Raw genomic sequence first — 24,488 nt, forward strand, 5'->3', positions numbered from 1 at the left:
TCTATGCCTGGCAATAATAAATCATCAAAAGGGCTTTTAATCGCGCTAACCATTATTTGTATATGGCTGCTTAGCTTTGTTTTGCTGATGCAATGGCATTTCTCATTTAAAAATCCGCTTGCCTATCTTGCTGTGTTCTGGATGATGCATTTATATACCGGACTTTTCATTACGGCTCATGACGCGATGCACGGGACTGTCACTCACGATAAAAAGGTAAATACAATCATCGGTCAACTGTGTACCGCCTTATACGCCGTTTTTCCCTACCAGAAATTATATATTAAACATCATAAGCATCATAAGAACGTTCATACAGATGATGATCCAGACTTTTCAGAAAAAGGTTTTTTAGGTTGGTACGTAAAATTTATTTCCGAATATCTGTCGTGGTGGCAAATTGTTCTGATGGCCATCATTTACAATCTGTTAAAGTTGTGGATCAGTGAAGCGAACTTACTTTTGTTTTGGGTGTTCCCGTCGTTGTTAAGCACCTTGCAACTTTTTTATTTCGGCACATGGCTTCCTCATCATGGCGAACATACTAATAAGCACTTTTCTCGCACTCAATCGAAAAATCATTTTGTAGCGTTTATAAGTTGTTATTTTTTCGGCTATCATTATGAACATCATGAAACGCCGCATCTTCCGTGGTGGAAATTATGGAAAACTAAGTCCGTTGGTCATTAAGCGGTAAAAAACTAAATGCGGTTGTTTTGATAGCCAACTACCTGATTGAATGAATTACTTTTGCAATCATTTTTCATAAACCAGCTGAGAATATAATTGAATGAGTAAGCAAGGAATTCTACTTGTAAATTTAGGTACGCCAGACAGCCCATCGGTGCCGGATGTTAAAAAATATCTCGATGAATTTTTAATGGATGGACGGGTAATTGATATTTACCTTGTTGGCAGGACTTTTTTAGTTAAAGGCGCGATAGTACCATTTCGTGCGCCGAAATCAGCTAAGCTTTACAAAGAAATATGGAGTGAAAAAGGCTCGCCGCTTTTATATTACAGTATTCGTCAAAAGGAGCTTTTGCAGGAAAAATTAGGCGATCAGTTCCAGGTAGAACTGGCCATGCGCTACCAGAGTCCTTCAATTGAAGATGCGTTGGAGCGGATGAAAAAATCGCTGGTTAGCAGCATTAAAGTGCTTGCACTTTTCCCTCAGTACGCTTCGGCCAGTACCGGTTCGGTACACCAAAAAGTAATGGATATTGTGAGTAAATGGCAAACGATTCCGCCAATTAGCTTTGTTAATTCCTTCCACGATAACACAGGAATGATTGAGACATTTGCTGAGAATGGTAAAAAACATAACCCTGAATCGTACGACCACATACTTTTTAGTTTCCATGGATTGCCGCAGCGGCATTTGAAAAAATGCGATCATACACACCAGTATTGTCTGCAGGTTAATGGCTGCTGCGATTCATTAAATGATACCAATAAGTTTTGTTATTCTGCACAATCTCATCATACCGCGAAGCTCATTGCTGCACAGCTTGGTATCACCCAGGAAAAATATTCTGTTTGCTTTCAGTCCCGGTTGGGTAAAGACCCATGGGTACAGCCATATACCAGCGAAGTGATTGCGAAGCTTGCGAAAGAGGGCAAAAAACGATTATTGGTATTCTGCCCGGCATTTGTGGCTGATTGCCTCGAAACGGTTTACGAGGTTAGCGTCGAATATCACGAAGAATTTAAGGCACTGGGTGGTGAGCACGTTCAGCTGGTGGAAAGTTTGAACGATGAGCCGAAGTGGATCGATGCTCTTACTGCACTAGCAACCTCCTGCTGATAAGTATAGGGGAGCAGTAAATTATTTCTTATATTGGAGTAAATCAATTACTATGAAACCAATACGAAAAATTCTACTCTTGCTAACCATGTTTTCATCGTTTGGGTTTGCAGCTTACAGCCAGACAAAAGAACAAAAAAAGGCGAAGGCCATCGCTGATACCAAAGCGCTCGTCGATTCAAAAAAATTCAGATTTATCGCGCAATTTGCGCAGCCAATGGGAGGGCGGAATATCCAGCTTACATCGGAGTATGATGTTCAGATAAAAAATGATACGATGATCGTTTTTCTTCCGTATTACGGACGTGATTACGTAGCTCCGATGGATCCCAGCCAGGGCGGTATAAAGTTTACTTCTACAGATTTTACTTATACAAAGTCGGCAAGAAAGAAAGGCGGTTGGCAAATTTCGATCGTGCCTAAAAATCAGGATGTGCGTCAAATGTATCTTACCGTTTCCGATGAAGGGTACTCCAGCCTCCAGGTTACAAGTAATAACCGGCAAGCAATATCGTTTAATGGAATAGTTGACAAGCTTCGGGAAAGCAAGAAAAAGAAGTAGCAGTTATTTGATAGTAAAAAGAGCAACCACTTCATCATCCAGGGCGTTTTTTCCGACTATCAGTTCATACTTTCCCGGATAAAGTACTGCCTTGTTTTTAGCCGCATCCCATTTCATTAATTCACTAACCGGTATTTTAAAAGTTACCAGGCCGCTTTGCTGAGCCTCCAAAGTTAGTCGCGCGAATGCCTTTAATTCCTTAACAGGCATACCATCAATTTTTGGATAATGGATATAGCCTTGTATAACGTCATCAGCTTTTATGCTGCCTGTATTAGTTGACTGGCAGGTTACTGTTATCGTATCCGATTGACGGTATTCTTTTTTCAATGTTGATTGAAGATTATGATTGAAGGTAGTATAGCTCAATCCAAATCCAAAAGGATACTGGACTTTTCCGGTAAAGTAACGGTAAGTGCGGCCCTTCATTGCATAATTATCAAAAGAGGGCAGGTCATCTACAGAATTATAAAAAGTTAGCGGCAAACGCCCGGATGGTGATACTTTTCCTAAAATAATATCAGCGAGTGCATTGCCAGCCTGTTCACCCGGATACCAGGCCAGGATGATTGCATCTGCATAAGGCTCAATTGCTGCAATGTTAACATCGCTGCCCGCGGTCACAACGGCGATGATCGGCTTTTTAACACCTTTACGCAGCGCCTTCATAAGCGCTAATTGGTTGTCAGGAAGATTAAGGTCTTTTTTATCGCCACCCGCTGCTGATAAGAATGCATCGCCGGCTTCACCTTCATAAACCGGAGTTAGTCCGATGACTGCTACTGTAACATCGGCATTGCCAGCCCCCCATATTCCACCGAAATGTGATGAATCATTATCGCTCGTCCCTAAATCGTATTCCACACGTGTACCTTTACTTACGGCACCTGAAATACCTTCTACAAAATTGACCATTTGGGCATTTACACCATGATAACTCCCAACAATAGCGTCGAGAGATGCTGCATTTGGCCCAAGAACCATGATGCTGTTAAAGCTCTTATCTTTTAAAGGAAGCAGTTTGTTATCGTTCTTTAGCAGAACCATGCTTTGTTGTGCGGCTAGTCTGCTTAAAGCGACATGTTTCGAATTATGAATACTATCGTCCCGGTAATTATAGTAAGGAGATTTTTGCGGATCATTATAAAAGCCAAGCTTCATTTGAGTCAGAAGCAGTGGTCTAAGTGCGTTATTAACGTCTTCGTTGGTAATGAGTTTTAGTTTTACAGCTTCTTCCACGTCTTTCTGAAGTACGCTTGAACAGTCGAGATTAACGCCCGCTTTTATCGCAGCCGCAGCCGCTTCTACAGAAGTTTTGACGTACTTATGAGTATTGAATACATCGTCAAGTGCGCCGCAATCGGTCACAACGTATCCTTTAAAACCCCACTCTTTCCTTAAGATGTCCCGCAGCAGGGCGGAGTTTACTGAATTCGGAACACCATTCACGCTGTTGTAAGCCGTCATGACACTTGAGACACCTCCCTTCACCAATTTTCCGAAAGCATACAAGTAAGTGTCGTTCAAATCTTTTCGGCTCACATTCGAGTTAAAGTAATCTCGTGTATTTTCAGGGCCGCTGTGTGCCACAAAATGTTTGGCAGTAGCAGATATTTTTAGCTGATTGAGATTTGATCCCTGCATACCTTGCACATAGGCAAGCCCCATCACGCTGGTAAGAAATGGATCTTCTCCGTAAGTTTCTTGTCCACGGCCCCATCTCGGATCCCGGAATATATTGATGTTGGGCGACCAGTAAGTGAGGCCTACGTACATGCCATGATCGCCGCGAGCAATAGCAAGATTATATTTAGCGCGCGCCTCCGTAGAGATAACTGATCCTACCTGGCGCAAAAGCGAGGGGTTAAACGTTGCAGCCATGCCAATTGCCTGCGGAAAAATCGTTGCTTCACCAGCTCTCGCAACTCCGTGCAAGCCTTCGTTCCACCAGTTGTAAGCGGGAATCTGTAAACGCTCTACCGCTTGACTGCGATACCCTAGCAATAATGCCTTTTCCGTAATAGTTAATTGCTTTATTAAATCTTCAACCCGGCTTTCATTTGATAAACTGGCATTTCTAAAAGCAGGTAAAGTTTGACTAAATGATTGGGTGATGCAAAAAATTATAAGTAAGGTGGTGCGTGTAAAGCAGCTAAATAATCGCATATCTTCTTAATTCTGGAAAGATTTTACATAGTTAATGAATTATGACTATTTATGTAAAATATATATTTCGTACGTAGGTTTGCGATGATTTTTTTCATTTTTAACCGACAGCACTTTCTTGAAAACGGGTATTGTCCAATAGTTACTTTTCAGGCTGACGTTCTGAATGTTTTGGCAACTTGCTGTAAATTCTGTTAAATGATGGCTATTAGAAAACTTTATATAACTTCTTCAATACTTTTAGCTGTTGCAATGTCAGGCTACAGCCAGGTAAAAAAACAAACGGTAGCTGCAACGCCCAGCCTTACAAAGTACGTCGATCCATTGATAGGAACGGGCTTTCATGGCCATGTTTTCGTCGGTGCATCGGTACCTTTTGGTGCTGTACAGCTTGGCCCTACCAATATTCACGAAGGCTGGGATTGGTGTTCCGGCTATCATATTTCCGATTCTACCATTCTTGGGTTTCAGCATACACATTTAAGCGGCACAGGTATTGGAGATTTGGGTGATATCTCGGTAATGCCTACAACCGGCCCTGTCATGACTCATGCCGGAGGGCCTAAAGACTCTCAGCAACAGGGTTATTATTCATTGTTCAGCCATGCGGATGAAACGGTTAAGCCGGGATATTACAAGGTGAAACTTAAACGCTACAATATCGGCGTGCAACTCACCGCGACGAACCGTGTAGGTTTTCATGAGTATACTTTTCCGGCTGCAAACGATGCGCACATAATTATCGATCTGGAACAGGGAATTGGTTGGGACCAGCCGGTTGAAACCTACATCAAACAGGTGAACAGCACCACTATAGAAGGGTACCGGTTCTCAAAAGGTTGGTCCAGGGATCAGCGTATTTACTTTACAGCCGTGTTTTCAAAACCGATAAAAGAATTCGCCGTTTATGACTCCACCACATTGGCGACCGGGGCAGAACTGAAAGGTAAAAAGGTAAAGGGCGTTACATCCTTCGTAACAAAGGCAAATGAAAAAGTATTTGTTAAAGTCGGAATTTCACCCGTGAGTTCGGCGAATGCGATGCTCAATATCAGCAAAGAGATTCCCGCCTGGAACTTTTCGGAAATTGTCGTTCGAGCCGACCAGGCCTGGAATAAACAGCTGAGTAAGGTCTCGGTAAAAACCGACTCACTTTCTCAAATGAAGAAGTTTTATACGGCGATGTATCATACGATGATTGCGCCTTCAACCTTCAATGATGTCAATAACGATTACCGGGGCACAGATAAAAAAGTTTACCGGAAAGCATCATTTCAAAATACGACCACTTATTCACTTTGGGATACTTACAGAGCGCTGCACCCGCTTTATACGCTTATCCAGCCTGAACGCGTTAATGACATTATTAATACGATGCTCGCTGTTTATGAACAGCAGGGAAGTCTCCCGATGTGGCACTTGATGGGATGTGAGACAAACACCATGGTTGGTTATAGTGCGGTGCCTGTAGTGGTTGACGCCTATCTTAAAGGCTTTAAAGGTTTTGATTCAAAATTGGCATACGAAGCTGTAAAAACCACTGCTATGCGTGACAATTTCGGCGGTTTAAACTTGTACAAAAAATATGGTTTCATTCCAGCCGACAGCACAGTTGAGAGCGTTGCAATGGGGCTGGAGTACGCGATCGACGATTATGGTATATCACAAATGGCCAAAAAGATAGGAAATAATACCGACTACAACTATTTTTTCAAACGGGGGCATAATTACCAAAACTATTTCGATAAACAGTCAGGTTTCATGCGAGGCCGTCTAAGCGAGACCGAATGGCGAACGCCATTCAGCCCGTTTGTATCACGTCACCGGCAGGATGATTACACAGAAGGAAATGCCTGGCAATATACCTGGCTGGTACCGCAGGATGTCGAAGGGCTTGTTAAGCTGATGGGCGGTAAAGATGCGTTCATCAAAAAACTGGATTCGCTGTTTATAGCCAAAGGCGATATGGGAAAGGAAGCATCCCCCGATGTTAGCGGTTTAATAGGGCAGTATGCACATGGAAATGAGCCAAGCCATCATATCACGTACCTTTATTCTTTTGTTGACCAGCCATGGAAGACGGCCGAAAATGTGCGTTTTATTCTGAATAATTTTTACACAGATAAACCTGATGGAATTATAGGTAATGAAGACGTCGGACAAATGTCGGCCTGGTATGTATTATCCAGTCTTGGGTTTTACCAGGTAAATCCCGTAAGCGGACAATATGTTTTTGGTAGTCCGACTATTAATTCAGCGGTGATCAGCTTGCCTGAAAATAAAACGTTTACAATCGATGTTCAGAATAACTCATCTAAGAATATCTATATTGATGATATCACGTTAAATGGCAAGAAGTATGACCATTTTTATATTAGCTACCAGGATGTTATGAACGGAGGAAAGCTGGTGATTAGAATGACGGACAAGCACAAATAATACTAAAGCGGCGATGAAGCCGCTTTTTTATTGACGGATAGGTTTTACTCCGGCCTTTTTTATTTTCTCGATAACGTTTGTTGCAACGGCTACGCCCTGTCTGTTCCCTTCTTCAATGCTATCCCGGTAATGGATGCCGCCATACAAACGTGAGATGGAAGCTTCCGCCGCGGCTTGCTTAAAGGATTTAAACGACCGCGGACCTAAACCAAATGGAAGTTCGGTATCATCGGTATAGGCGAAATTGTCGCCGAGCAAATACGTTAGTATGGTGGCAGAAGAATTTGAAACAACGGCGTGCCCGCTGGTGTATTCTGGAAAGGGGGGAGTTTGCAGATAAGGCTTCCAGTTAATATCAATAATACGATTGATGTAAGTTTCCGGCCGCACACGGCTGCTACGATACTTTTCGTCCCAACATCCGATAAACCCATCCATCAGGGTGATCGCTTCAATTGTCATGACTTCTACAGATTCGTCCGTGCTCAGATTCGCTTTTTTCACAGCCAGCGCGGCAATATTCATCCAGTGGCCGCCGGGGCTGATCTTTTTAAAGCCGATGTTCATGTGCCCTGAAGTGGTGATAGCAAAAGGGTTACAGTCCCAAAACGATGCCATTAAAATTTTTCCGTTATCCGCTTGTTTAACTGTTGTATACACTTCCTTCGCCATTTTGAAAAACTTGCTGGTAGAGTCTTTACTGAATGCGACCGGAGGCGCAGGCTTAAATTGTGCAGCTGAATCGATTACCAATGGACGAATGCGATTCCAGTTAGGTTCAACGGCATCCAGGTAAGACGGCGGTGTCGGATACCAGAACGCGTCTCCTTTTATTGGTGTATAACGCAACATCGCGCTTAATTTGCTGTAATTGTCCGATTTCGAAAAACTGATCACTTCTTCCGAAGATTTGGCAGCCATCGCAATAGCCTTGTCAATTACCTCCTGACGGATTTTGTTCTTTTTTAATAACCGGATATAATTGTCCTGATCATCCTGAATCATATATCCTGACGGCAGCATTATTTTGGCGGTTTCCAGCATACTGTAAATAGCGGCAATCGTATATGCTTCATCCTGAGCGGCGCTATTGTTTTTTGGAAAATTTTTAATGAATGTACCGGCTGCGGGAATACCTTTATTGTTTTCAGAGATAATTTTATAAGCCGACAACATGGAGTACGCATAATACCTCGCAGCAACCGGAGGGCTGATCACATCGTGAATCATCACCATGTTTATCGAGTTTATAACAGGTGCGATTTCGAGATAAGCAGGCTGATTTTTTTTGCTGTCGGCAAAGCAAACACTGGCGCTGAAAAACAGGATAAAGACGACGTTTTTTAAAAATTTCATTGTTCTTTGTAAAACTTAACCGGTTCATTTGCCTGGCCGATTACCAGATAATTTGTGTTATTAATCCTGATTTCCAGCGCGGATTTAACATCTCCTTTTACTGAAAGTCCACTCACTGTTTGCGATTGATAACTGAAACTCCCTTTCCCGTCTCCGGTTAAGAGAACGCCATAATTTGCATCAATACTTCCCATCTTCAGGCGGTTATCTGAATGGTTGCCCAATAATAGGAGATCTATTTTTCCGTCGCCGTTAAAATCACGTGCAATCGTCGCCGTGACCGGCGCGAACTGGGCTTCGAGCGGTAGTGCTGCAGGCTGATACTTGCCGTCGCGGAAAATGTAGCAAGTTGTTTCGGTAGTTGTCGCCTGAAGCTTGCCGGCTTTGTTAAGTTGTTCCTGCGTGAAAATATCTTTCATTGAAACGTCGGCATAAGCTTTGTAAGAACCGAACTTTTTCCGCATCGGGTAGATCTGTTCATTTAATTCGTCGCGGCTTACGAATGGATATGATGTGTCTCCATTATAGAAATTAAAAAAGGGATCGATAGAGCCGTTACTGTCGAAATCATCAAAATACAATTCGGCAGGTTGAGCAACTGTCGCATGCACCGGAGAGTTTAACCCGAGATTGCCGACTATCAGATCCGGCGAGCCATCAGCGTTGATGTCTGCGACTGTCAGAGAAAACCACAATCCGCTTTGCGGCGCTGAGAAATATTCTGAAGATTTATCTTCAAAGCCACCTGCTGTGTTTTTGTAGACTTTTATTGGCATCATCTCTCCACATACAATAAGGTCTTTTCTGCCGTCTTTATCAATGTCTGTCCATTGAGCGTCGGTAACCATTCCGGCATCTGCAAAGGGCGTTTGTGCTACCGTGAACATTCCTTTTCCCCCGTTAACGAGGAGATAGCTTTTAGCGGCTTTAGGGTATTCGCCCGGAATAACGCGTCCGCCGATAAAAAGGTCTATGTCACCGTCTCCGTCGAAATCACACGGGCGAATACAGGATTTGCTGCTTGCTGAAACATCCGGAAGAGGTGCTGAATTAAAAATGCCCTTGCCATTATTGATGAAAAGCTGATCCTGCAACTCGGGCGTATTCGGCTGATAAAGGGAATATCCTCCTTTGGCCAGGTAAAGATCCGGAAAGCCGTCGCCGTTAGCATCAAAAAAAGCCGCTGCCGAGACCGTTGAAGTTTGGTTTCCACCCAAAAGGTCTGAAAACTGAAAACTGCCATCGCTTTGCTGAATAAAAATTTTTCCGGGCGATTCCTGATCGCCGCTGATGAAAAGATCTTCAAGCCCATCCTTATTTATGTCAGCTTTGGCCAACACCGGCGAAGTTTTCGAATACATGAAAAGCATCAGCAGCTGGCGCTTAAAATCATTAATTGTATTTTCTTTAGGCTGAAAACTTATCAGCGGCGCGTTTTCTGTTAAATATGGTTTTCCTGTTTTAGGAAGATCTGCGAACGAACCTGTCTCCGGTTTATAATTGACCGTCAGATGCTGGTTTGATTTTATATCCTTCAGGCGCTGTACTTTTCCGTCAGGCCAGATGATGCGAATTGAATCGGCATGATCTTCCTTTCCTAGCCCAAAATTGAGCACCGTTGAAATGCTTGAAAGATAACCGCGACCTGGATTTAACTCCTGGTATTGCTGTGTGTTCCTGTTGTAAATATGAATTTTTGCCCCGACGGCGTTAGTATTTATCGGATAACCAGTAAGTTTAATAGTCAAAAAAGACGCTTTCCTAGTGTCACTAGCCGTGTTTTGATAAAGCGATGCTTCTTCGTTTATGTTGCTAACAACCAGGTCAAGGTCGCCGTCATTATCCAGGTCTGCGTAAACTGCTGCACTTGAGATCGACGGATTCGTCATCCCCCAGGCCGATTGTTCGTTTGTAAATGTCAGATCTTGATTATTTCTGAAAATATAATTGGGAAGTTTTGTTGAAGGCATTGCCGTCACCAGATCCATCAGAAGAAATGGTTCCCGGGCCATCGCTTTTTTTATTTTATAATCGCCCCAATAACGGAGGAAATCTTTATTGGTATAATCACGGAGATATCCGTTCGTTATGAAGATGTCTTTATATCCGTCATTGTCGAAATCGGCAAATAACGGACACCAGCTCCAATCGGTTGCGGCCAGGCCTGTCAGCTGAGCAATTTCGCTGAATGTTTCGTTGCCATTGTTGAGCTGGAGCATATTCCGCATATATTGTTTGTATAAGCCTTGCGTTTGCATCAGCGCGAATGACTCATAGTTTTCTTCCAGCTGCAGCGATTTCTGACGATGATTATCCGGCGGAAGCATATCGAGGGTTAATACATCGGGGAGCGCGTCATTATTGTAATCAGCAATATCCACCCCCATAGAAAAATGCGAGAGGTGTTTAAAAAAGCTTTTCGATTTATCGGTGAATGTGCCGTTGTGATTATTGATATAGAGATAATCGGGTTCGTTATAATCATTGGTGACATAAATATCCTGCCAGCCATCCTTATTCACATCAGCGATGGCGATACCAAGGCCAAACGTAAGCGGGTTTTGGATAATTCCCGCTTTTTTTGATACGTCGGTGAAATGATTTCCATTGTTTTCAAAGAGTTTATTCTCTGCATATTCGTCGGTCATGCTTTTGACCTGAGCCAGCTCCATATTATCAATTTTTTTGATATTATGATTGATCAGCATCATATCGAGATCTCCATCGTTGTCATAATCAAAAAATGCAGCTTGTGTGCTGTAGCCGGAGTTGTCAAGTCCGAATTCCTTGGCCTTTTCGGTGAAAGTGCCGTTTTGGTTGTTTATAAAAAGTTGATTTTTTCTTTTGTCGGGTTCCGCAGTACCTGAATAGCAAACATAAATATCCAGCCAACCATCACTATTTACGTCGGCCATTGCCACGCCAGTTTTCCAGCTTCCGGGCCGGCCTTCCAAGCCTTTTCCAGCATTTTTTGTGACGTCTTTAAATTTCAAGTTTCCCTGGTTCAGATAGAGCTTGTTGGCTGTCATGTTGCCGGTAAAAAAAAGATCGGGAAGACCATCATTATTTACATCGCCAACGGCCACTCCGCCACCGTTATAAAAATATTCGTAGGAAAGCACATTGAGTGCTTCGTTTTCCTTGATGTCATTACTGAAATGGATACTTGTTTGCTTCGGATCAAGGAGATTAAAAAGGGGTTGTTGAGCCACCGACGGAACAACAGAGAGTATTAGACCAGTTTGTAAACAGCATCGCAAAAGCCAGGATGAAGACGAGAAGAGAGCTTTAATTTTAGACATGAGACCTAGCCGGATTTAAATGCAAAAGTTAATAGTTTGTCGGCAAAAAAAGTGTTTAGATTGCTTATAAATACATAAAGAGACCAGTAGGTCTCTTTATGTAAAAGATTTTAATTCGTTAATTATTTATCCCACCAAACTCTTGTTGAAAAAGTGTCGCCACCCATAGCTGACACTGCAGCCTGGAAGTTCGCACCATTGGTTTGTGGTAAAGTAATCGGATATGGCATTCTTCTGGGAATTCCGCCAGCGATATATTGTCCAGGGTACGACACAGGAGTGAGTACAGGAAATCCTGATCTTCTCCAATTCGCAAATGTTTCATTGAAATTGAAGGTAGCAGAGGTATGAACCCAATACTCCATGTTAATTTGCTGTAAGGCAGTCGCCGGAACCAATGGATGAGCAGCAACATAGCTAGCGATGCTTCCAGCATCAACTACGGCAGCCGGTGTTGAATTTAGCTGAGTCAGTGTCAGCATATCGGCAGTCAGGGCATTTGAAAAGTGAGTCGCTGCTGCTCCCGTATTCCAGCCTCTTGTAGCCGCTTCGGCAAGTAATAGCTCCGACTCGCCATAAGTTAATATGATGTTCGAAGCACTCCGATCGCCATAAACAGCATAACGCGGACGAGAGTATTTTCCATCGGGCGCAGCTGCGTCATTGGCAACAGTAGGATCCGCAGGGGAAACTCCAGGGTAGCCGGGCGCCTTAGAAATGTCGGTAGCTCCACCGTTAAGGTCGTAACCGTTGGGCATTCCTATTTGCACTTCATACGTAGATATACCAGCACTCTGCTTTTCGTTAGCGGCTTTGCCGGTGCCTGCTGAAATTTCAGCAATGGCCGAAACACGTGGATCGTTATTCGATAACATGTAGTCCATCAGCGTTTTTGCCCAACGAACTTCGCGGAAATCGTCTGTAACCAGATATGCATTCGTGTTGTCGTTTGCATTTCCGTTCGCGTTATCGGTTCTAACAAAAGCGTTATCAGCGATACTGGTCATTGTTCCGGCTGCGTATGCTTTTTCTGCATACTTTTGAGCGGTTCCAGGATCGACCTTAACTAAGCGCATTGCAGCATGAAGCATCAGCGTATTTGCCAGGCGTTTCCATTTCGCAATGTCTCCACCATAGAACAGGTCAGATGTTGGTTTATCCTTTGATACATCCAGCGCTGCGGAAGCGGCCTCTAATTGGGTCAGCATCGCAGTGTAGATATCTTTCTGCGAATCAAATTTAGGCGTTGTATTACCTGTTTTTCCTTGTCCTTCTTCAGAATAAGGAACATCTCCATATAGGTCGGTAACACGTTGAATGAACATTACGCGAAGGATTGTGCCACAGTTGTCGAGGTTGTTGTACTCTGGTTTCCCCGCAACTAAGTTTTTCATTTCGTCAACCAGTGTTAGGGCTCCATAGCCCCTGTTCCAGGTGCGGCTATAGTAACTGGTTCCACTACCTCCCAAAACGTATTTGTCGCCATTGCTATAATAACTGAATGTAGAGGCAAGCGATTGAGTCCACATACTTTGAAATAACAACTGGTCATATCCTGTTTGTGAGAATTGCAATTGCGCCTGAGACATCAGGTAATTCGGATTAAACAAATCTGCTGTTGTCTTATTCGGATTCGTGTTTATATCATCGAAATCCTTGGTACAGCTAGCCATAAAAGAAGCGGCTGCAATAAGATATATGAGTCGTTTTTTCATGTCTGTTAGTTTTTAAATTTAAAGTTTACGTTAAATCCATAGGTTCTTGTTGCAGGTAAACTCGTGCCTTCAATACCCGTGTAACGGATATCATTTGAGATTCCTGATTCCGGATCAATGTTGTCCGTACGCTTCATGATCGTCCAGAGGTTACGTGCAACGAAAGACACGGTTATACCGTTGAATGGTGTTTTGGCAAGTATGTTTCTTGGTAGAGAATAACCAAATGTTACCTGTCGCAATTTGATAAAGCTTCCGTCAAGCACGTTTAACGACGAAATCCGGCGTGCTAAATTTTGGTAATAATCCTGTGCATTTATATTGACTGTATTAGCCGCCCCTGTTGAAGTAACTCCATCTACAGTGACACCTGTTTCACGACCATCCAGTGTCATTTCATTCAAGCCGCGGAAAATACTGTAGTAGTTGGTTGCAGATAAAACTTTGTTGCCAAACTTGTAATCGGCAAGGAACGACAAGTTAAATTGTTTGTAAACGAAGTTGTTATTAAATCCTCCGTAATACTTCGGAATGGTTGAACCCATCGCCTGGAGAGGACCCTGAACCGGAACTCCAGTGCCATCAACAACGATTTTTCCGTTTGCGTCGCGTACGTAATCATTGGCCATAATCTGAGGACCTGGCAGGCCAGCCACAAGTGCAAGACTCGCATTTAGAGGGCGGTAAGTTCCTAATGCGACGTTTGAGTTTGTAACGCCATCGGTTTGCAGGATCTTATTCTTAACATACGTAAAGTTAAAGGAAGGTGTCCAGACAAATCCGGAAGCCGAGCGTACGGGAGTTCCATGGATTTCTAATTCAACGCCGCGGTTCTGAGTAGATCCAGTACCAATGAACTTGTTATTGTAGCCGCTTGACGGATCGATCGTACTGTTAATGATCTCGTTTTTAGTTTTGCGGGTAAAGTAGGCAATGTCGAATCCTAACCGGTCACCGAAAAATTTAAATTCCAAACCGGCCTCTACTTCGCGAAGAGTGAATGGTTTTAAAAATAAATTTGGCAGCTGAGTTGAAAAACCTCCTGCAGGCACACCATTAATTGAGTTGTTTACATTGTAATAAACAGTGTTGGTGTAAGCATCCGGGTCGCCGCTGGTTTGCGAATACGACAAACGCGCTTTTCCATAGCTCAGTTTGTCAGAGTTTAAAAGCTCAGAAAAAATGAAGCTTCCTGAAACAGATGGTGAGAAAATTCCTCTTCCAACATCTTCCGAAATGCTGCTGTACACATCATAGCGTCCTGTTGTGCTCAAAATCAAATAATCCTTAAAAGAGAAGTCGGCTGAATAGTAAGCTGAGTTTACTTGCTTTTTCGAATTGTTATCGATAGGTCGTGCATTTCTAGCCGAGAAGTTGGTAATGTTGTAGTAATACGGAATAATAAATCCATTCAAACCAGCAATTGAAGTCCCATCATACGAGCTTTTACGAATATTTCCTCCTATCGAAAGATCAAGATTCAGTAGGTTTTTTACCAGGTCATGTCTTCCGTTGATCAGAGCGTCGTAGTTGATCTCATTTGTTACATAGCCGTATTCGGTCATTGTTCCGTTGTCATTTCGGTATGCAGTTCCAGTTGGTTCGATGTCGGTACGATCGTCATTGATGTTGTCATATCCAACACGGACCTGTGCGAATAACCAGTCGGTAAAGCTATATTTAGCCGCAATAGACGATATCAAGCGCTTTCTATCAGTGTTTTTTGAGAAATTATAAGCTGCGAAGTAAGGGTTGGTTACATACGTGTCATTTGTAAAAGTTAACTCGCGTCCATTAGCCGCTGTTCCGGGAGATAAAATGCTTGGGTCTTCGTTTGCTGCTAGAAACTGGACGTTGTTTGGGTTTCCTGGCCCGTCACTCAGGGAAGGTCTGTTTTTCGCCCGTTCGATTAAATAGTTGGCTACCAGTGTTACTTCTAACTTTTTAGAGATATTTTGAGTTCCGTTAAAGTTGAACGATTTTCGGTCGAGGTAACTGTTTGGGATGATTGAATTTCCCCTATAATCAGCAATTGATAACCTGGCATTTCCGTTTTCGCCACCACTTGTTAATGAAAGTGTATTTGTGAAACTTGGCGCCGTGCGGTAAAAGGACAAATAATTATTACCGGCATTTGCATATGGATATGAGTTGCCGTCAAATTGAATAACCTGGGAACCATCTAATCGCGCTCCCCATCCAAGGTTTCCCGCAAGAAGCGCTGCCGCGGCAGTTGCCGGTTTTGCGCCATATTGGCCTTGCCCATAAACATCCTGGAAATCAGTATTATCAACAGGCTGATCAAACTGACCGTTACTGTTAAATTCAACGCCAAAGCCGCTGTTTTTCTTTCCGGACTTTGTTGTTATCAAAATAACACCGTTTGCAGCGCGCGATCCGTAAAGTGCGGAAGCTGATTGTCCTTTCAGAACTGTCATTGTTTCAATGTCGTCCGGGTTTAAATTGGAAATACCGTCGCCATAATCAGCTCCGCCCCACTCTCCGGATGCACCTCGTTGCGTGTTATCCATCGGGACGCCATTGATAACGTAGAGCGGAGATCCAGCGCTGAAACTTGTTAAGCCGCGAAGCAATACACGGGCAGATGAACCAGGGCCGCCATTAGCGCCACTAACGCTTAATCCCGCAACTCGTCCTGATAAGGACATTGCAACATTTGATTCTTTTGCCTGGTTTAAATCAGTGCCATTGACGGTCGTAACTGCGTAGCCCAATTTTTTCTGATCCTTTCTGATACCAAGGGCTGTTACAACCACTTCAGTTAGATTTTTAGCATTTGGTGTCATTGACACGTTAAGCGTAGTTTTCCCTGCTACCGCTATTTCCTGCGTATTATATCCGATATAAGTGAAAACGAGCGTGGCATTGTCCGGTACTGTCAAACTGAAAGAACCCGATGCGTTTGTTACGACCCCGGTGTTTGTAGATTTAATTTTTACCGAAACGCCAACCAAAGGCTCACCTTTTTCGTCTACAACTTTACCGCTGATTCTGATATCTGCATTGTTTGTAAAAGGTGTAAGGAATGTGGTAGACCCGGATGTGTTTATGAGAGGGCTAAGTACATTAGCATTTGCTGAGGCGTCAAAATGTAAGAGGAATAAGGACGCAACCGCAAGTTTAGTAGTCAGGTTAAGCCGAGGAAAGCTATCCTTAACCTTCGTCTTTTTTACGTGGTTATTGATTTTCATACTTTTTACTTGGTTTGGTGATGAGTGTGTTTTGCAAGGCAGTTTAGAGAGATGGCTGCAAGCCTTGCGGTTACAGCGATTAAAATTTGTTGTTTTTCGTCATGTGTTTATAAATTAAGTGAGATGTGTTTGCTTAGGAATGTTCGAAACAGTCAATTTACATGCATTATTATTTGTGCTTGTAAAAGAATAAATTTGTTAAGAAACTAATTTCCAAGGTAAAAATTCTTTTACGTAAACGCAAATACTTTGTAAATTTTTTAAAAAGTATAAAATTTATTTTTAATTGCCAATTATAACTATGTCTACTTCTAAGCTTGAAATTCTGGTTACGCACAGCGAGACGATAAAGTGTTTGTATTATAATAAGGTAGCGACGAGTACTGAGGTGAGTAACCTGACAGGAAAGAGTATTCCTCATGTGATTAAAGTTTTGGGGGAACTGACAAAAGCGGGCTACGTGACGGTGAACGGTTATGCCAGTTCGAGCGGGGGCCGTAAGCCTCTTGTATATTCTCTTGTTGCCGATTCCCATTATATATTGTCGGTGGCGATGGATCAGTTTTCGGCCCAGATGGTTATAGTGGATATGAATAACGCGTTTGTAACTGACACGGAGCGTTATGAATTTCCTATTAACGAACTGACACCGGATGCATTGATTGCTTATATCAATGAATTTCTTGAGAAGAAGGAGATAGCAAGAGAGACGATCATTGGTGTCGGATTAACGATGCCGGGTTTCATTGACACGGAGCAAAATGTCAATTATACTTATTCAAGTATTGCTGGCGAGTCGCTGGTGGGCTATATCCAGCAACAGATATCAATTCCGGTATTTTTAGAGAACGATTCAACGGCCATTGCCATAGCAGAACAGAAGTTCGGTGTGGCGGCGCATATCAAAAACGTGATGGTACTGAACCTGGGCTGGGGGATCGGGTTGGGGATGATTTTAAACGACCAGTTATTTACAGGCAACAATGGGTTGGCTGGCGAGTTCAGCCATATTCCGTTGTTTAAAAACGGGAAGTTATGTACCTGTGGCAAGCACGGTTGTTTGGAAACAGAAGCCTCGCTGATTGCTGTAACGGCAAATGCCAGGCAGGGGATAAAGGAAGGCTTGACAACGAGCCTGGCGAATTACCCGGAAATCAATGCAGATATCATCATCGCCGAAGCAATTAAGGGCGATGTATTCTCGGTAAAGCTGATATCAGAAGCGGCGTATCATGTAGGTCAGGGACTGGCAATACTGATTCACCTGATGAATCCCGGAGCGATTGTATTGAGTGGAAAAGGCAGTATGGTAGGGAAGTTGTGGCTGGCGCCGATTCAGCAGGCGATTAACGAACACTGCATTCCAAGACTGACACAGTTTACCGAGTTTAAGATATCAGATCTGAATACACGGGCTCAGCTGATCGGAGGAGCCGCGCTGGTCGTGGAGAATTTTGAAAAAGCACTTCATCAAAAATTCAATCAAATAAAGATGGAAGTTTAGTAATTATTATAAACAAAGAAGGCTGCATAATTGCAGCCTTCTTTGTTTATAATAATTATTGTTTATCCCACCACACACGAGAAGTCATCTTATCTCCACCAGATAAACGATTCACAGCATCCTGGTAATTTTGGGGATTAACTGCTGCTTCATTTGTCGGATAAGTATAGCGTCTCGGAATGGTACCGTTGGTTGCATTTCCCGGATATGCCGCAACAGGAGTAAGCGCAGGAATTCCACTTCTTCTCCAGTTAGTCCATGCTTCATATTCATCGCCAAAACTAGCAACCCAATACTGGGTGTTTATCTGGCTGATTCCGGCAGCACCGCCAGCATAAGGATTTTTACTTAAGAAATAGGCGATTTCAGATGCAGGAACATTAATTCCCGAAACTGCACCTAAATTATATTGAGCAAATTGCTGCATCGCCGCTGTAACCCCCGCTGTATAAAAGGTTGCCGCACTTCCGCTTACATATCCACGCTCGGCTGCCTCTGCCAATAAAAGTTGTGTTTCTGCAGCAGTTAAAAAGAATGTCGGGGCTTCAAAACGAGCAACAGTGTAACGGTTAACAACAGAATATTTGTACTGTGCGCCAGGCCAGTTGGGAGCGGTGTTGATGCCTCTGGTGCCTGTCACATCGTAGCCATTTGGCTGGCCTAACTGTTTGGTAACAGTTGTGTCGCCATAATCAATCGTATTGGTATTGGCATCATAACCGGGAACTGCCGGATCGGTATTGGTACCGATATTTGAAGGAGTTACCAATGTCGCAATAAATCGCGTTCTCGGATCACCAGACGATTTAAGATAGTCCATAAATGTCTTACTAATGCGAGTTGCGTTCGGGTCTTGTGAGATCAGAACGGATCCGGTGCCATTTGCTAAATTATTTTGTGGCGCCAGATTGGGATGCTGCAATATCGCATTGTCAGAAATAGCTGTCATTACTCCTCCAGCAGCCGCTTTTGCAGCCCAAGTTTTTGCATCCTGTGGCTTAACTTTAATTAATCTCATCGCCAAGCGAAGCATTTCAGAATAGGCGAATTTTTTCCACTTCGACACATCTCCTCCGTATAGCATATCGGCTGCTCCAACAGTATTAGGTGATGCAGCATTTAAGGCAGCAGCGGCCTCGTCCAATTCCTTCAACATGTCTGCATAGATTGATTCCTGTGAATCATAAACCGGTGTGAGGTTTTGCGACAAATATGCCTGACCTGACTGGCTGTATGGAATATCTCCATAAAGATCTGTCATGCGTTGAAACATAAAAACTTTAAAAATTCGGGAAATATTATAAAAGTTTGTTTGATTGGGATTACTTTTTACATTTTCAATAATGTCCGTAATGTTTTTTATACTGTTCGGATAATTGACATCCCAGTATGCAGACAAGTAACCGCCATTCAGGGTGTATTTGTCGCCGGCCCAATATCCTGTGGTAGAAGACAAATGTTGAACCATTGTTGACGCGTAAATCAGGTTTCCTCGCCAATCTTCATAAGCGTTTGCATCACTATTACCCGAAGTAACCAACTCAGCTGTTGTGAAAAGAAAATTATAATTCATTGACGCTGAATTTAATTTTGTAGGGTCTGTGTTTATTTCTTCAAAATTTTTATCGCAACCTGCGGTGATTAACAATCCTGCAAGTGCTGGTATTAGTATATATTTCTTTTTCATTGTAATTACTAATTAAAAATTATCGCTTAGAACTTGACATTTAAGTTAAATCCAAGTGATCGGATATAAGGATATCCTGTCAATTCAAGTCCTTGCCCGTTTCCGCCTGTCAGATTTGATTCCGGATCGATATTTGGAGTGTGCTTCATAATGGTTGCCAAGTTGCGACCGATTAATGAAATTGTTAAACCCTTTACTGGTGATTTTCCCAATACGGAGGCTGGCAAACTGTATCCGATTGAAGCGCTACGGAGCTTAATAAAACTAGCATCGTATACAAATTCCTCCGTTACATGATGATCGTCTTGTGCCGAAATCGCCTGCCAGTATGTTTGTGCAGGAACCGCAACGGTGTTCGGCTGGCCGGCTTCGTTTACACCCGGTCCAACGTATCCGCCTTCTCTTCCTCCAAGTGTTTTTTGTTGAAGGCCATCGTTGTATAACAACAAGTTGGTTCCAGAATAGATTTTTGCACCGTATTTGAAGTCAAACAAAATCGAGGCACTAAATGACTTGAACTTAAAGTCATTGCTAAATCCACCGGTCGTTTTGTATACACCCGACCCAAGTGGCACTGGCAGGTTAGATCTCTCAGGCAGACCGTCTGCATCATATATTATCTGGCCTCCTTCATTTCTTTTATATGCGTAGCCTACAATTTGTGCGTACGGTTTACCAACTACCTGCTGAATGCTCACGCCGTTACCCCAACGAGGAAACGCTCCGTCAACTACAATGGCATCTTGTCCAGGCGCTAGTGCAATAACTTTATTATTATTTATACCGATATTAAACGAGGTATTCCATACGAAGCTTCCGAATTTCAACGGTGTGGCGTTTAGCAATAATTCAAAACCTCTATTTTGCATCTCGCCGATATTTATATTACGGCCAGTGTATCCTGATGTTGGAGATATCGTAACCGGAAGTATGTCATCTTTAGTGGTTTTATCGTAAAAGGCCACATCGAATCCGACTCTGCTATCAAAAAAATCCATGTTAAGGCCTATCTCTTTTTCGGAGATTTTTACCGGTTTAAGATTTGGATTTGGAACAGCATTTTGTGTTATGTATCCAACAGTTTGGTCATTAATTGTATAACCTTGCAATCCGTAAGTCAAAACATTCAAATAAGGGTCAGCGCCTTTTGAGCTTCTGGCTGTTGAAGCCCGGAGTTTACCGAAGCTGATAAAATCTGGAAGTTTAAACGCATCTGAAAAAACGAAACTAGCCGCTGCGGAAGGATAGAAAATCGTGTTTGAGTTTATTGCGAGAGTTGAATACCAGTCTTGGCGGCCGGTTAACGTTAAAAACAACCAATTTTTGTAACCCAAATCGGCACTTGCGAATAATGAGTTCACTCTAAGATGAGTGTATTGGTATTCAAGCGGCTTTCTGCTTATATTACTCGGAGTGTAAAACCCGGGAACAATGAATGGACTAGCTCCAACAATGCCATTACGAGAAGTCAGATCATCCTGAGAATTGCCTCCTAAAAGAAGCTTAGTCGAAAATTCGCCAAATTTTTTATTGAAATCTAAAGATCCTCCATAGTTGAGTTCACGATAGGTGTCTGTATATTGTGTTAAGCTCCCACCTGGTTGATAACCTGTTCCCGATGGAAGCACGTTAACTAAATCAAGAGTATTTCCATCACGAGTTACTTGGCCCTGAGCAGTTAACCAATTAGTGATTTCATATTTCAAAGTCACACCACCAGTTAACCTACTGCGCTTGGTTGAATTTTGATAGGCATAAGCTACGAAGTAAGGGTTATTAAAATAGGTGTCGGCACCAGGTAAAATCTCTGATCCTGTTGCGGTTTTATAGTTTTCAAGTAGCCTGATATCAAAGCTATTGGCAAGATATAAAGGGCCTGCTAAAACATTCCCTGGAGCATCGGAAAAAGAAGCCCTATTTTTTACTGTTTCAAAAATATAGTCCGCAGTAACAGTGGTCGTGAGTTTTTTATTAATATTGATTGTGGAGTTTAAATTAAGACCCTGTTGTTTCAAATTAGAATTCGGAATAGGATTTTTCATATAGTTGTTCATTAGTGATAACCTGAAATTTCCTAGATCGGCATTCCCTGAAAAGGCAACGGTGCTTTGATTGTTGATCCCTGTTTCGTAAAAGTTTTTGAAGTTATTCTTCTGAGCGATATATGCATAATTGTCACCCAAAAAATTTACCGCTTGAGATCCGTCAAGTTTAGATCCCCAGCTAAATGTCGAAGTTCCAAGAGCAGCATTAGCATTAGCGGGCTTTATGCCTTGTGAACCTTGTCCGTATGCATATTGATAATCACGTTGGTCGTCTACATTGCTAAATGTTGTATTGGAGTTCAAGTCGATTCCGATACCTTTTGAACCCTGTCCCGACTTTGTAGTAATTAAAATTGCGCCGTTTGCACCACGATAACCGTATAATGCTGAAGCCGCAGCTGATTTAAGTACGGTTATATTCTGAATATTATCCGGGTTGATCGTGCTAAGCACATCACCATAATCCGCGCCACCCCATTGTCCGGAGGAGCCGGCATTCGAATTTGATACGGGAATTCCATCAAGAACATATAATGGCTGGTTGTTCGCTGTAAGCGAAGAGTTACCACGGATTGTAACACGACCGCTTCCCGATGGCCCTGTTGATGTACCGGAAACGCTAACACCGGCAACCTGACCTGTAAGCGCATTCGCGAGGTTCGTCTCACGTGATTGAGTAAATTTCGATCCGTCTACAGTAGTCGTCGATGTCCCAACAGCTCTTGCTTGTTTTTTCACTCCCAACGCTGTTACTACAACTTCAGTTAATTGTTTGGTGCTCCCAGCGAGTTGAATGTTTACAGTGGAACGGTTGTTTACCTGAACCTCGGTGGTTTCAAATCCGACCGCGGAGAAAACAAGAATAGCATTGCCATTTGCATTTAAATTGTAAATACCGTTAACATCGGTGATAACCCCAGTTGTGGATCCCTTGATTTTTACTGAGACCCCCTGGATCGGAGCTCCTAATTCATCCGTGACTTTTCCTCTTATGGCAGTTTGCTTAGCAGCTGTAAAAAGATTGTGTGCTGGCATAGCTGCATAAATTCTGTCAACTGGGCACATAGTGCCCACTAGCAGGACGGCGAGTACCCCATGTCGCCATGGGTTGCCTTTTTTGCTTTTTTGTAAAGATTTGAAATTCATAAAAGTTGGTTTGGTATAAATTATTGTGTGATATTATTCAATTATTAATATGTGAGAACTTTTTAAAATAAAATATAAAACTAAATTGAATATAAAATTGGTATTTTTTAAAATATTTGGTCGATTTAGTATGATTTTTTAAAAATTAAATCATTTTTTATGAAATAAGAATCAATACTTTCAAGATTTTAATGGTTATTCACAATCCCTTTATTAATTAAATACAAAATCTAAATTAATTTTTTATTTCCAAAAACAAGAATACTTTTTTAAATTTTTAAAAAGTCTTTTAAGAAGTCGAAAAAAATCTTTAAATATGTATTACTATTATTTAATTATGCCCGTTAATAAGCTAAGCCCGTTGTTTTCAAACAGCGAGACAATAAAGTGTTTGTATTATAATAAGGTAGCGACGAGTACTGAGGTGAGTAACCTGACAGGAAAGAGTATTCCTCATGTGATTAAAGTTTTGGGGGAACTGACAAAAGCGGGCTACGTGACGGTGAACGGTTATGCCAGTTCGAGCGGGGGCCGTAAGCCGCTTGTATATTCTCTTGTTGCCGATTCCCATTATATATTGTCGGTGGCGATGGATCAGTTTTCGGCCCAGATGGTTATAGTGGATATGAATAACGCGTTTGTAACTGACACGGAGCGTTATGAATTTCCTATTAACGAACTGACACCGGATGCATTGATTGCTTATATCAATGAATTTCTTGAGAAGAAGGAGATAGCAAGAGAGACGATCATTGGTGTCGGATTAACGATGCCGGGTTTCATTGACACGGAGCAAAATGTCAATTATACTTATTCCAGTATTGCTGGCGAGTCGCTGGTGGGCTATATCCAGCAACAGATATCAATTCCGGTATTTTTAGAGAACGATTCAACGGCCATTGCCATAGCAGAACAGAAGTTCGGTGTGGCGGCGCATATCAAAAACGTGATGGTACTGAACCTGGGCTGGGGGATCGGGTTGGGGATGATTTTAAACGACCAGTTATTTACAGGCAACAATGGGTTGGCTGGCGAGTTCAGCCATATTCCGTTGTTTAAAAACGGGAAGTTATGTACTTGTGGCAAGCACGGTTGTTTGGAAACAGAAGCCTCGCTGATTGCTGTAACGGCAAATGCCAGGCAGGGGATAAAGGAAGGCTTGACAACGAGCCTGGCGAATTACCCGGAAATCAATGCAGATATCATCATCGCCGAAGCAATTAAGGGCGATGTATTCTCGGTAAAGCTGATATCAGAAGCGGCGTATCATGTAGGTCAGGGACTGGCAATACTGATTCACCTGATGAATCCCGGAGCGATTGTATTGAGCGGAAAAGGCAGTATGGTAGGGAAGTTGTGGCTGGCGCCGATTCAGCAGGCGATTAACGAACACTGCATTCCAAGACTGACACAGTTTACCGAGTTTAAGATATCAGATCTGAATACACGGGCTCAGCTGATCGGAGGAGCCGCGCTGGTCGTGGAGAATTTTGGAAAAGCACTCGAAGAGAAGCTTAATAGTATCGAAGCGGTAACGTAAATTAGCT

13 protein-coding genes are annotated in these 24,488 nt (G+C 42.7%); 6 read left to right on the top strand and 7 right to left on the bottom strand.

Translation table 11 applies throughout. The annotated features are described in order from the left end of the window. Positions 1-3 precede the first annotated feature (3 nt). The 3 genes from GS399_RS12790 (at position 4) to GS399_RS12800 (ending at position 2,369) form a co-directional block, all read left to right on the top strand. Positions 4-690, top strand: coding sequence for a fatty acid desaturase (locus GS399_RS12790; protein ID WP_160845030.1), 687 nt, complete (start codon positions 4-6; stop codon positions 688-690). A 100-nt stretch (positions 691-790) separates the two neighbouring features. Next, entirely contained in the window at positions 791-1,807 is a 1,017-nt protein-coding gene (gene hemH / locus GS399_RS12795; RefSeq protein WP_160845031.1) for a ferrochelatase, read from the top strand. Positions 1,808-1,859: 52 nt separating this feature from the next. Beyond that, positions 1,860-2,369, top strand: a complete 510-nt coding sequence (locus tag GS399_RS12800) for a DUF4251 domain-containing protein (protein ID WP_160845032.1) — start codon at positions 1,860-1,862, stop codon at positions 2,367-2,369. 3 nt (positions 2,370-2,372) lie between these two features. Here GS399_RS12800 and GS399_RS12805 read toward each other — a convergent pair whose 3' ends face one another. After that, entirely contained in the window at positions 2,373-4,535 is a 2,163-nt protein-coding gene (locus GS399_RS12805) for a glycoside hydrolase family 3 N-terminal domain-containing protein (protein ID WP_160845033.1), read from the bottom strand. Between the two features lie 198 nt (positions 4,536-4,733). Between GS399_RS12805 and GS399_RS12810 the strand changes: the two genes are divergently transcribed. Beyond that, entirely contained in the window at positions 4,734-6,974 is a 2,241-nt protein-coding gene (locus GS399_RS12810) for a GH92 family glycosyl hydrolase (RefSeq protein WP_160845034.1), read from the top strand. 27 nt (positions 6,975-7,001) lie between these two features. On the opposite strand, the gene GS399_RS12815 is transcribed toward GS399_RS12810, so the two are convergent. The 4 genes from GS399_RS12815 to GS399_RS12830 form a co-directional block, all read right to left on the bottom strand. Further along, on the bottom strand, positions 7,002-8,330 hold the full coding sequence (locus GS399_RS12815; RefSeq protein ID WP_160845035.1) for a vanadium-dependent haloperoxidase: 1,329 nt from the start codon (positions 8,328-8,330) through the stop codon (positions 7,002-7,004). Continuing rightward, positions 8,327-11,632 carry a VCBS repeat-containing protein gene (locus tag GS399_RS12820; RefSeq protein WP_160845036.1) on the bottom strand — a complete coding sequence of 1,102 codons (3,306 nt, stop codon included), beginning with the start codon at positions 11,630-11,632 and terminating at the stop codon, positions 8,327-8,329. Before GS399_RS12820 ends, GS399_RS12815 begins: the two co-directional genes overlap by 4 nt. Before the next feature lie 122 nt (positions 11,633-11,754). Next, complete coding sequence (locus GS399_RS12825; protein ID WP_160845037.1) at positions 11,755-13,347, bottom strand: SusD/RagB family nutrient-binding outer membrane lipoprotein; 1,593 nt, start codon at positions 13,345-13,347, stop codon at positions 11,755-11,757. 5 nt (positions 13,348-13,352) lie between these two features. Beyond that, complete coding sequence (locus tag GS399_RS12830) at positions 13,353-16,559, bottom strand: SusC/RagA family TonB-linked outer membrane protein (RefSeq protein ID WP_160845038.1); 3,207 nt, start codon at positions 16,557-16,559, stop codon at positions 13,353-13,355. Between the two features lie 301 nt (positions 16,560-16,860). Between GS399_RS12830 and GS399_RS12835 the strand changes: the two genes are divergently transcribed. Continuing rightward, the gene (locus tag GS399_RS12835; RefSeq protein WP_160845039.1) at positions 16,861-18,063 is read left to right on the top strand and encodes an ROK family protein; all 1,203 of its coding nucleotides are present in this window, start codon (positions 16,861-16,863) and stop codon (positions 18,061-18,063) included. Positions 18,064-18,118: 55 nt separating this feature from the next. Here GS399_RS12835 and GS399_RS12840 read toward each other — a convergent pair whose 3' ends face one another. Together GS399_RS12840 and GS399_RS12845 are read right to left on the bottom strand one after the other, a co-directional pair. Then, positions 18,119-19,750, bottom strand: a complete 1,632-nt coding sequence (locus tag GS399_RS12840; RefSeq protein WP_160845040.1) for a SusD/RagB family nutrient-binding outer membrane lipoprotein — start codon at positions 19,748-19,750, stop codon at positions 18,119-18,121. Positions 19,751-19,776: 26 nt separating this feature from the next. Next, the gene (locus GS399_RS12845) at positions 19,777-22,941 is read right to left on the bottom strand and encodes a SusC/RagA family TonB-linked outer membrane protein (protein WP_160845041.1); all 3,165 of its coding nucleotides are present in this window, start codon (positions 22,939-22,941) and stop codon (positions 19,777-19,779) included. Positions 22,942-23,257: 316 nt separating this feature from the next. Here GS399_RS12845 and GS399_RS12850 point away from each other — a divergent pair, with 316 nt between their 5' ends. Beyond that, positions 23,258-24,481 (top strand): ROK family protein, encoded by a 1,224-nt coding sequence (locus GS399_RS12850; protein ID WP_237487938.1) that lies wholly within the window; start codon positions 23,258-23,260, stop codon positions 24,479-24,481. The last annotated feature ends 7 nt before the right edge of the window (positions 24,482-24,488 follow it).

It is taken from the genome of Hufsiella arboris, assembly GCF_009834875.1.
Taxonomy (GTDB): Bacteria; Bacteroidota; Bacteroidia; order Sphingobacteriales; family Sphingobacteriaceae; genus Hufsiella_A; species Hufsiella_A arboris.

Excerpts from the sequence above, each read along its gene's own strand:
- GS399_RS12790 (WP_160845030.1), top strand. The coding sequence starts at position 4 with ATGCCTGGCAATAATAAATCATCAAAAGGGCTTTTAATCGCGCTAACC.
- hemH (WP_160845031.1), top strand. The coding sequence starts at position 791 with ATGAGTAAGCAAGGAATTCTACTTGTAAATTTAGGTACGCCAGACAGC.
- GS399_RS12800 (WP_160845032.1), top strand. The coding sequence starts at position 1,860 with ATGAAACCAATACGAAAAATTCTACTCTTGCTAACCATGTTTTCATCG.
- GS399_RS12805 (WP_160845033.1), bottom strand. The coding sequence starts at position 4,535 with ATGCGATTATTTAGCTGCTTTACACGCACCACCTTACTTATAATTTTT.
- GS399_RS12810 (WP_160845034.1), top strand. The coding sequence starts at position 4,734 with ATGATGGCTATTAGAAAACTTTATATAACTTCTTCAATACTTTTAGCT.
- GS399_RS12815 (WP_160845035.1), bottom strand. The coding sequence starts at position 8,330 with ATGAAATTTTTAAAAAACGTCGTCTTTATCCTGTTTTTCAGCGCCAGT.
- GS399_RS12820 (WP_160845036.1), bottom strand. The coding sequence starts at position 11,632 with ATGTCTAAAATTAAAGCTCTCTTCTCGTCTTCATCCTGGCTTTTGCGA.
- GS399_RS12825 (WP_160845037.1), bottom strand. The coding sequence starts at position 13,347 with ATGAAAAAACGACTCATATATCTTATTGCAGCCGCTTCTTTTATGGCT.
- GS399_RS12830 (WP_160845038.1), bottom strand. The coding sequence starts at position 16,559 with ATGAAAATCAATAACCACGTAAAAAAGACGAAGGTTAAGGATAGCTTT.
- GS399_RS12835 (WP_160845039.1), top strand. The coding sequence starts at position 16,861 with ATGTCTACTTCTAAGCTTGAAATTCTGGTTACGCACAGCGAGACGATA.
- GS399_RS12840 (WP_160845040.1), bottom strand. The coding sequence starts at position 19,750 with ATGAAAAAGAAATATATACTAATACCAGCACTTGCAGGATTGTTAATC.
- GS399_RS12845 (WP_160845041.1), bottom strand. The coding sequence starts at position 22,941 with ATGAATTTCAAATCTTTACAAAAAAGCAAAAAAGGCAACCCATGGCGA.
- GS399_RS12850 (WP_237487938.1), top strand. The coding sequence starts at position 23,258 with ATGTATTACTATTATTTAATTATGCCCGTTAATAAGCTAAGCCCGTTG.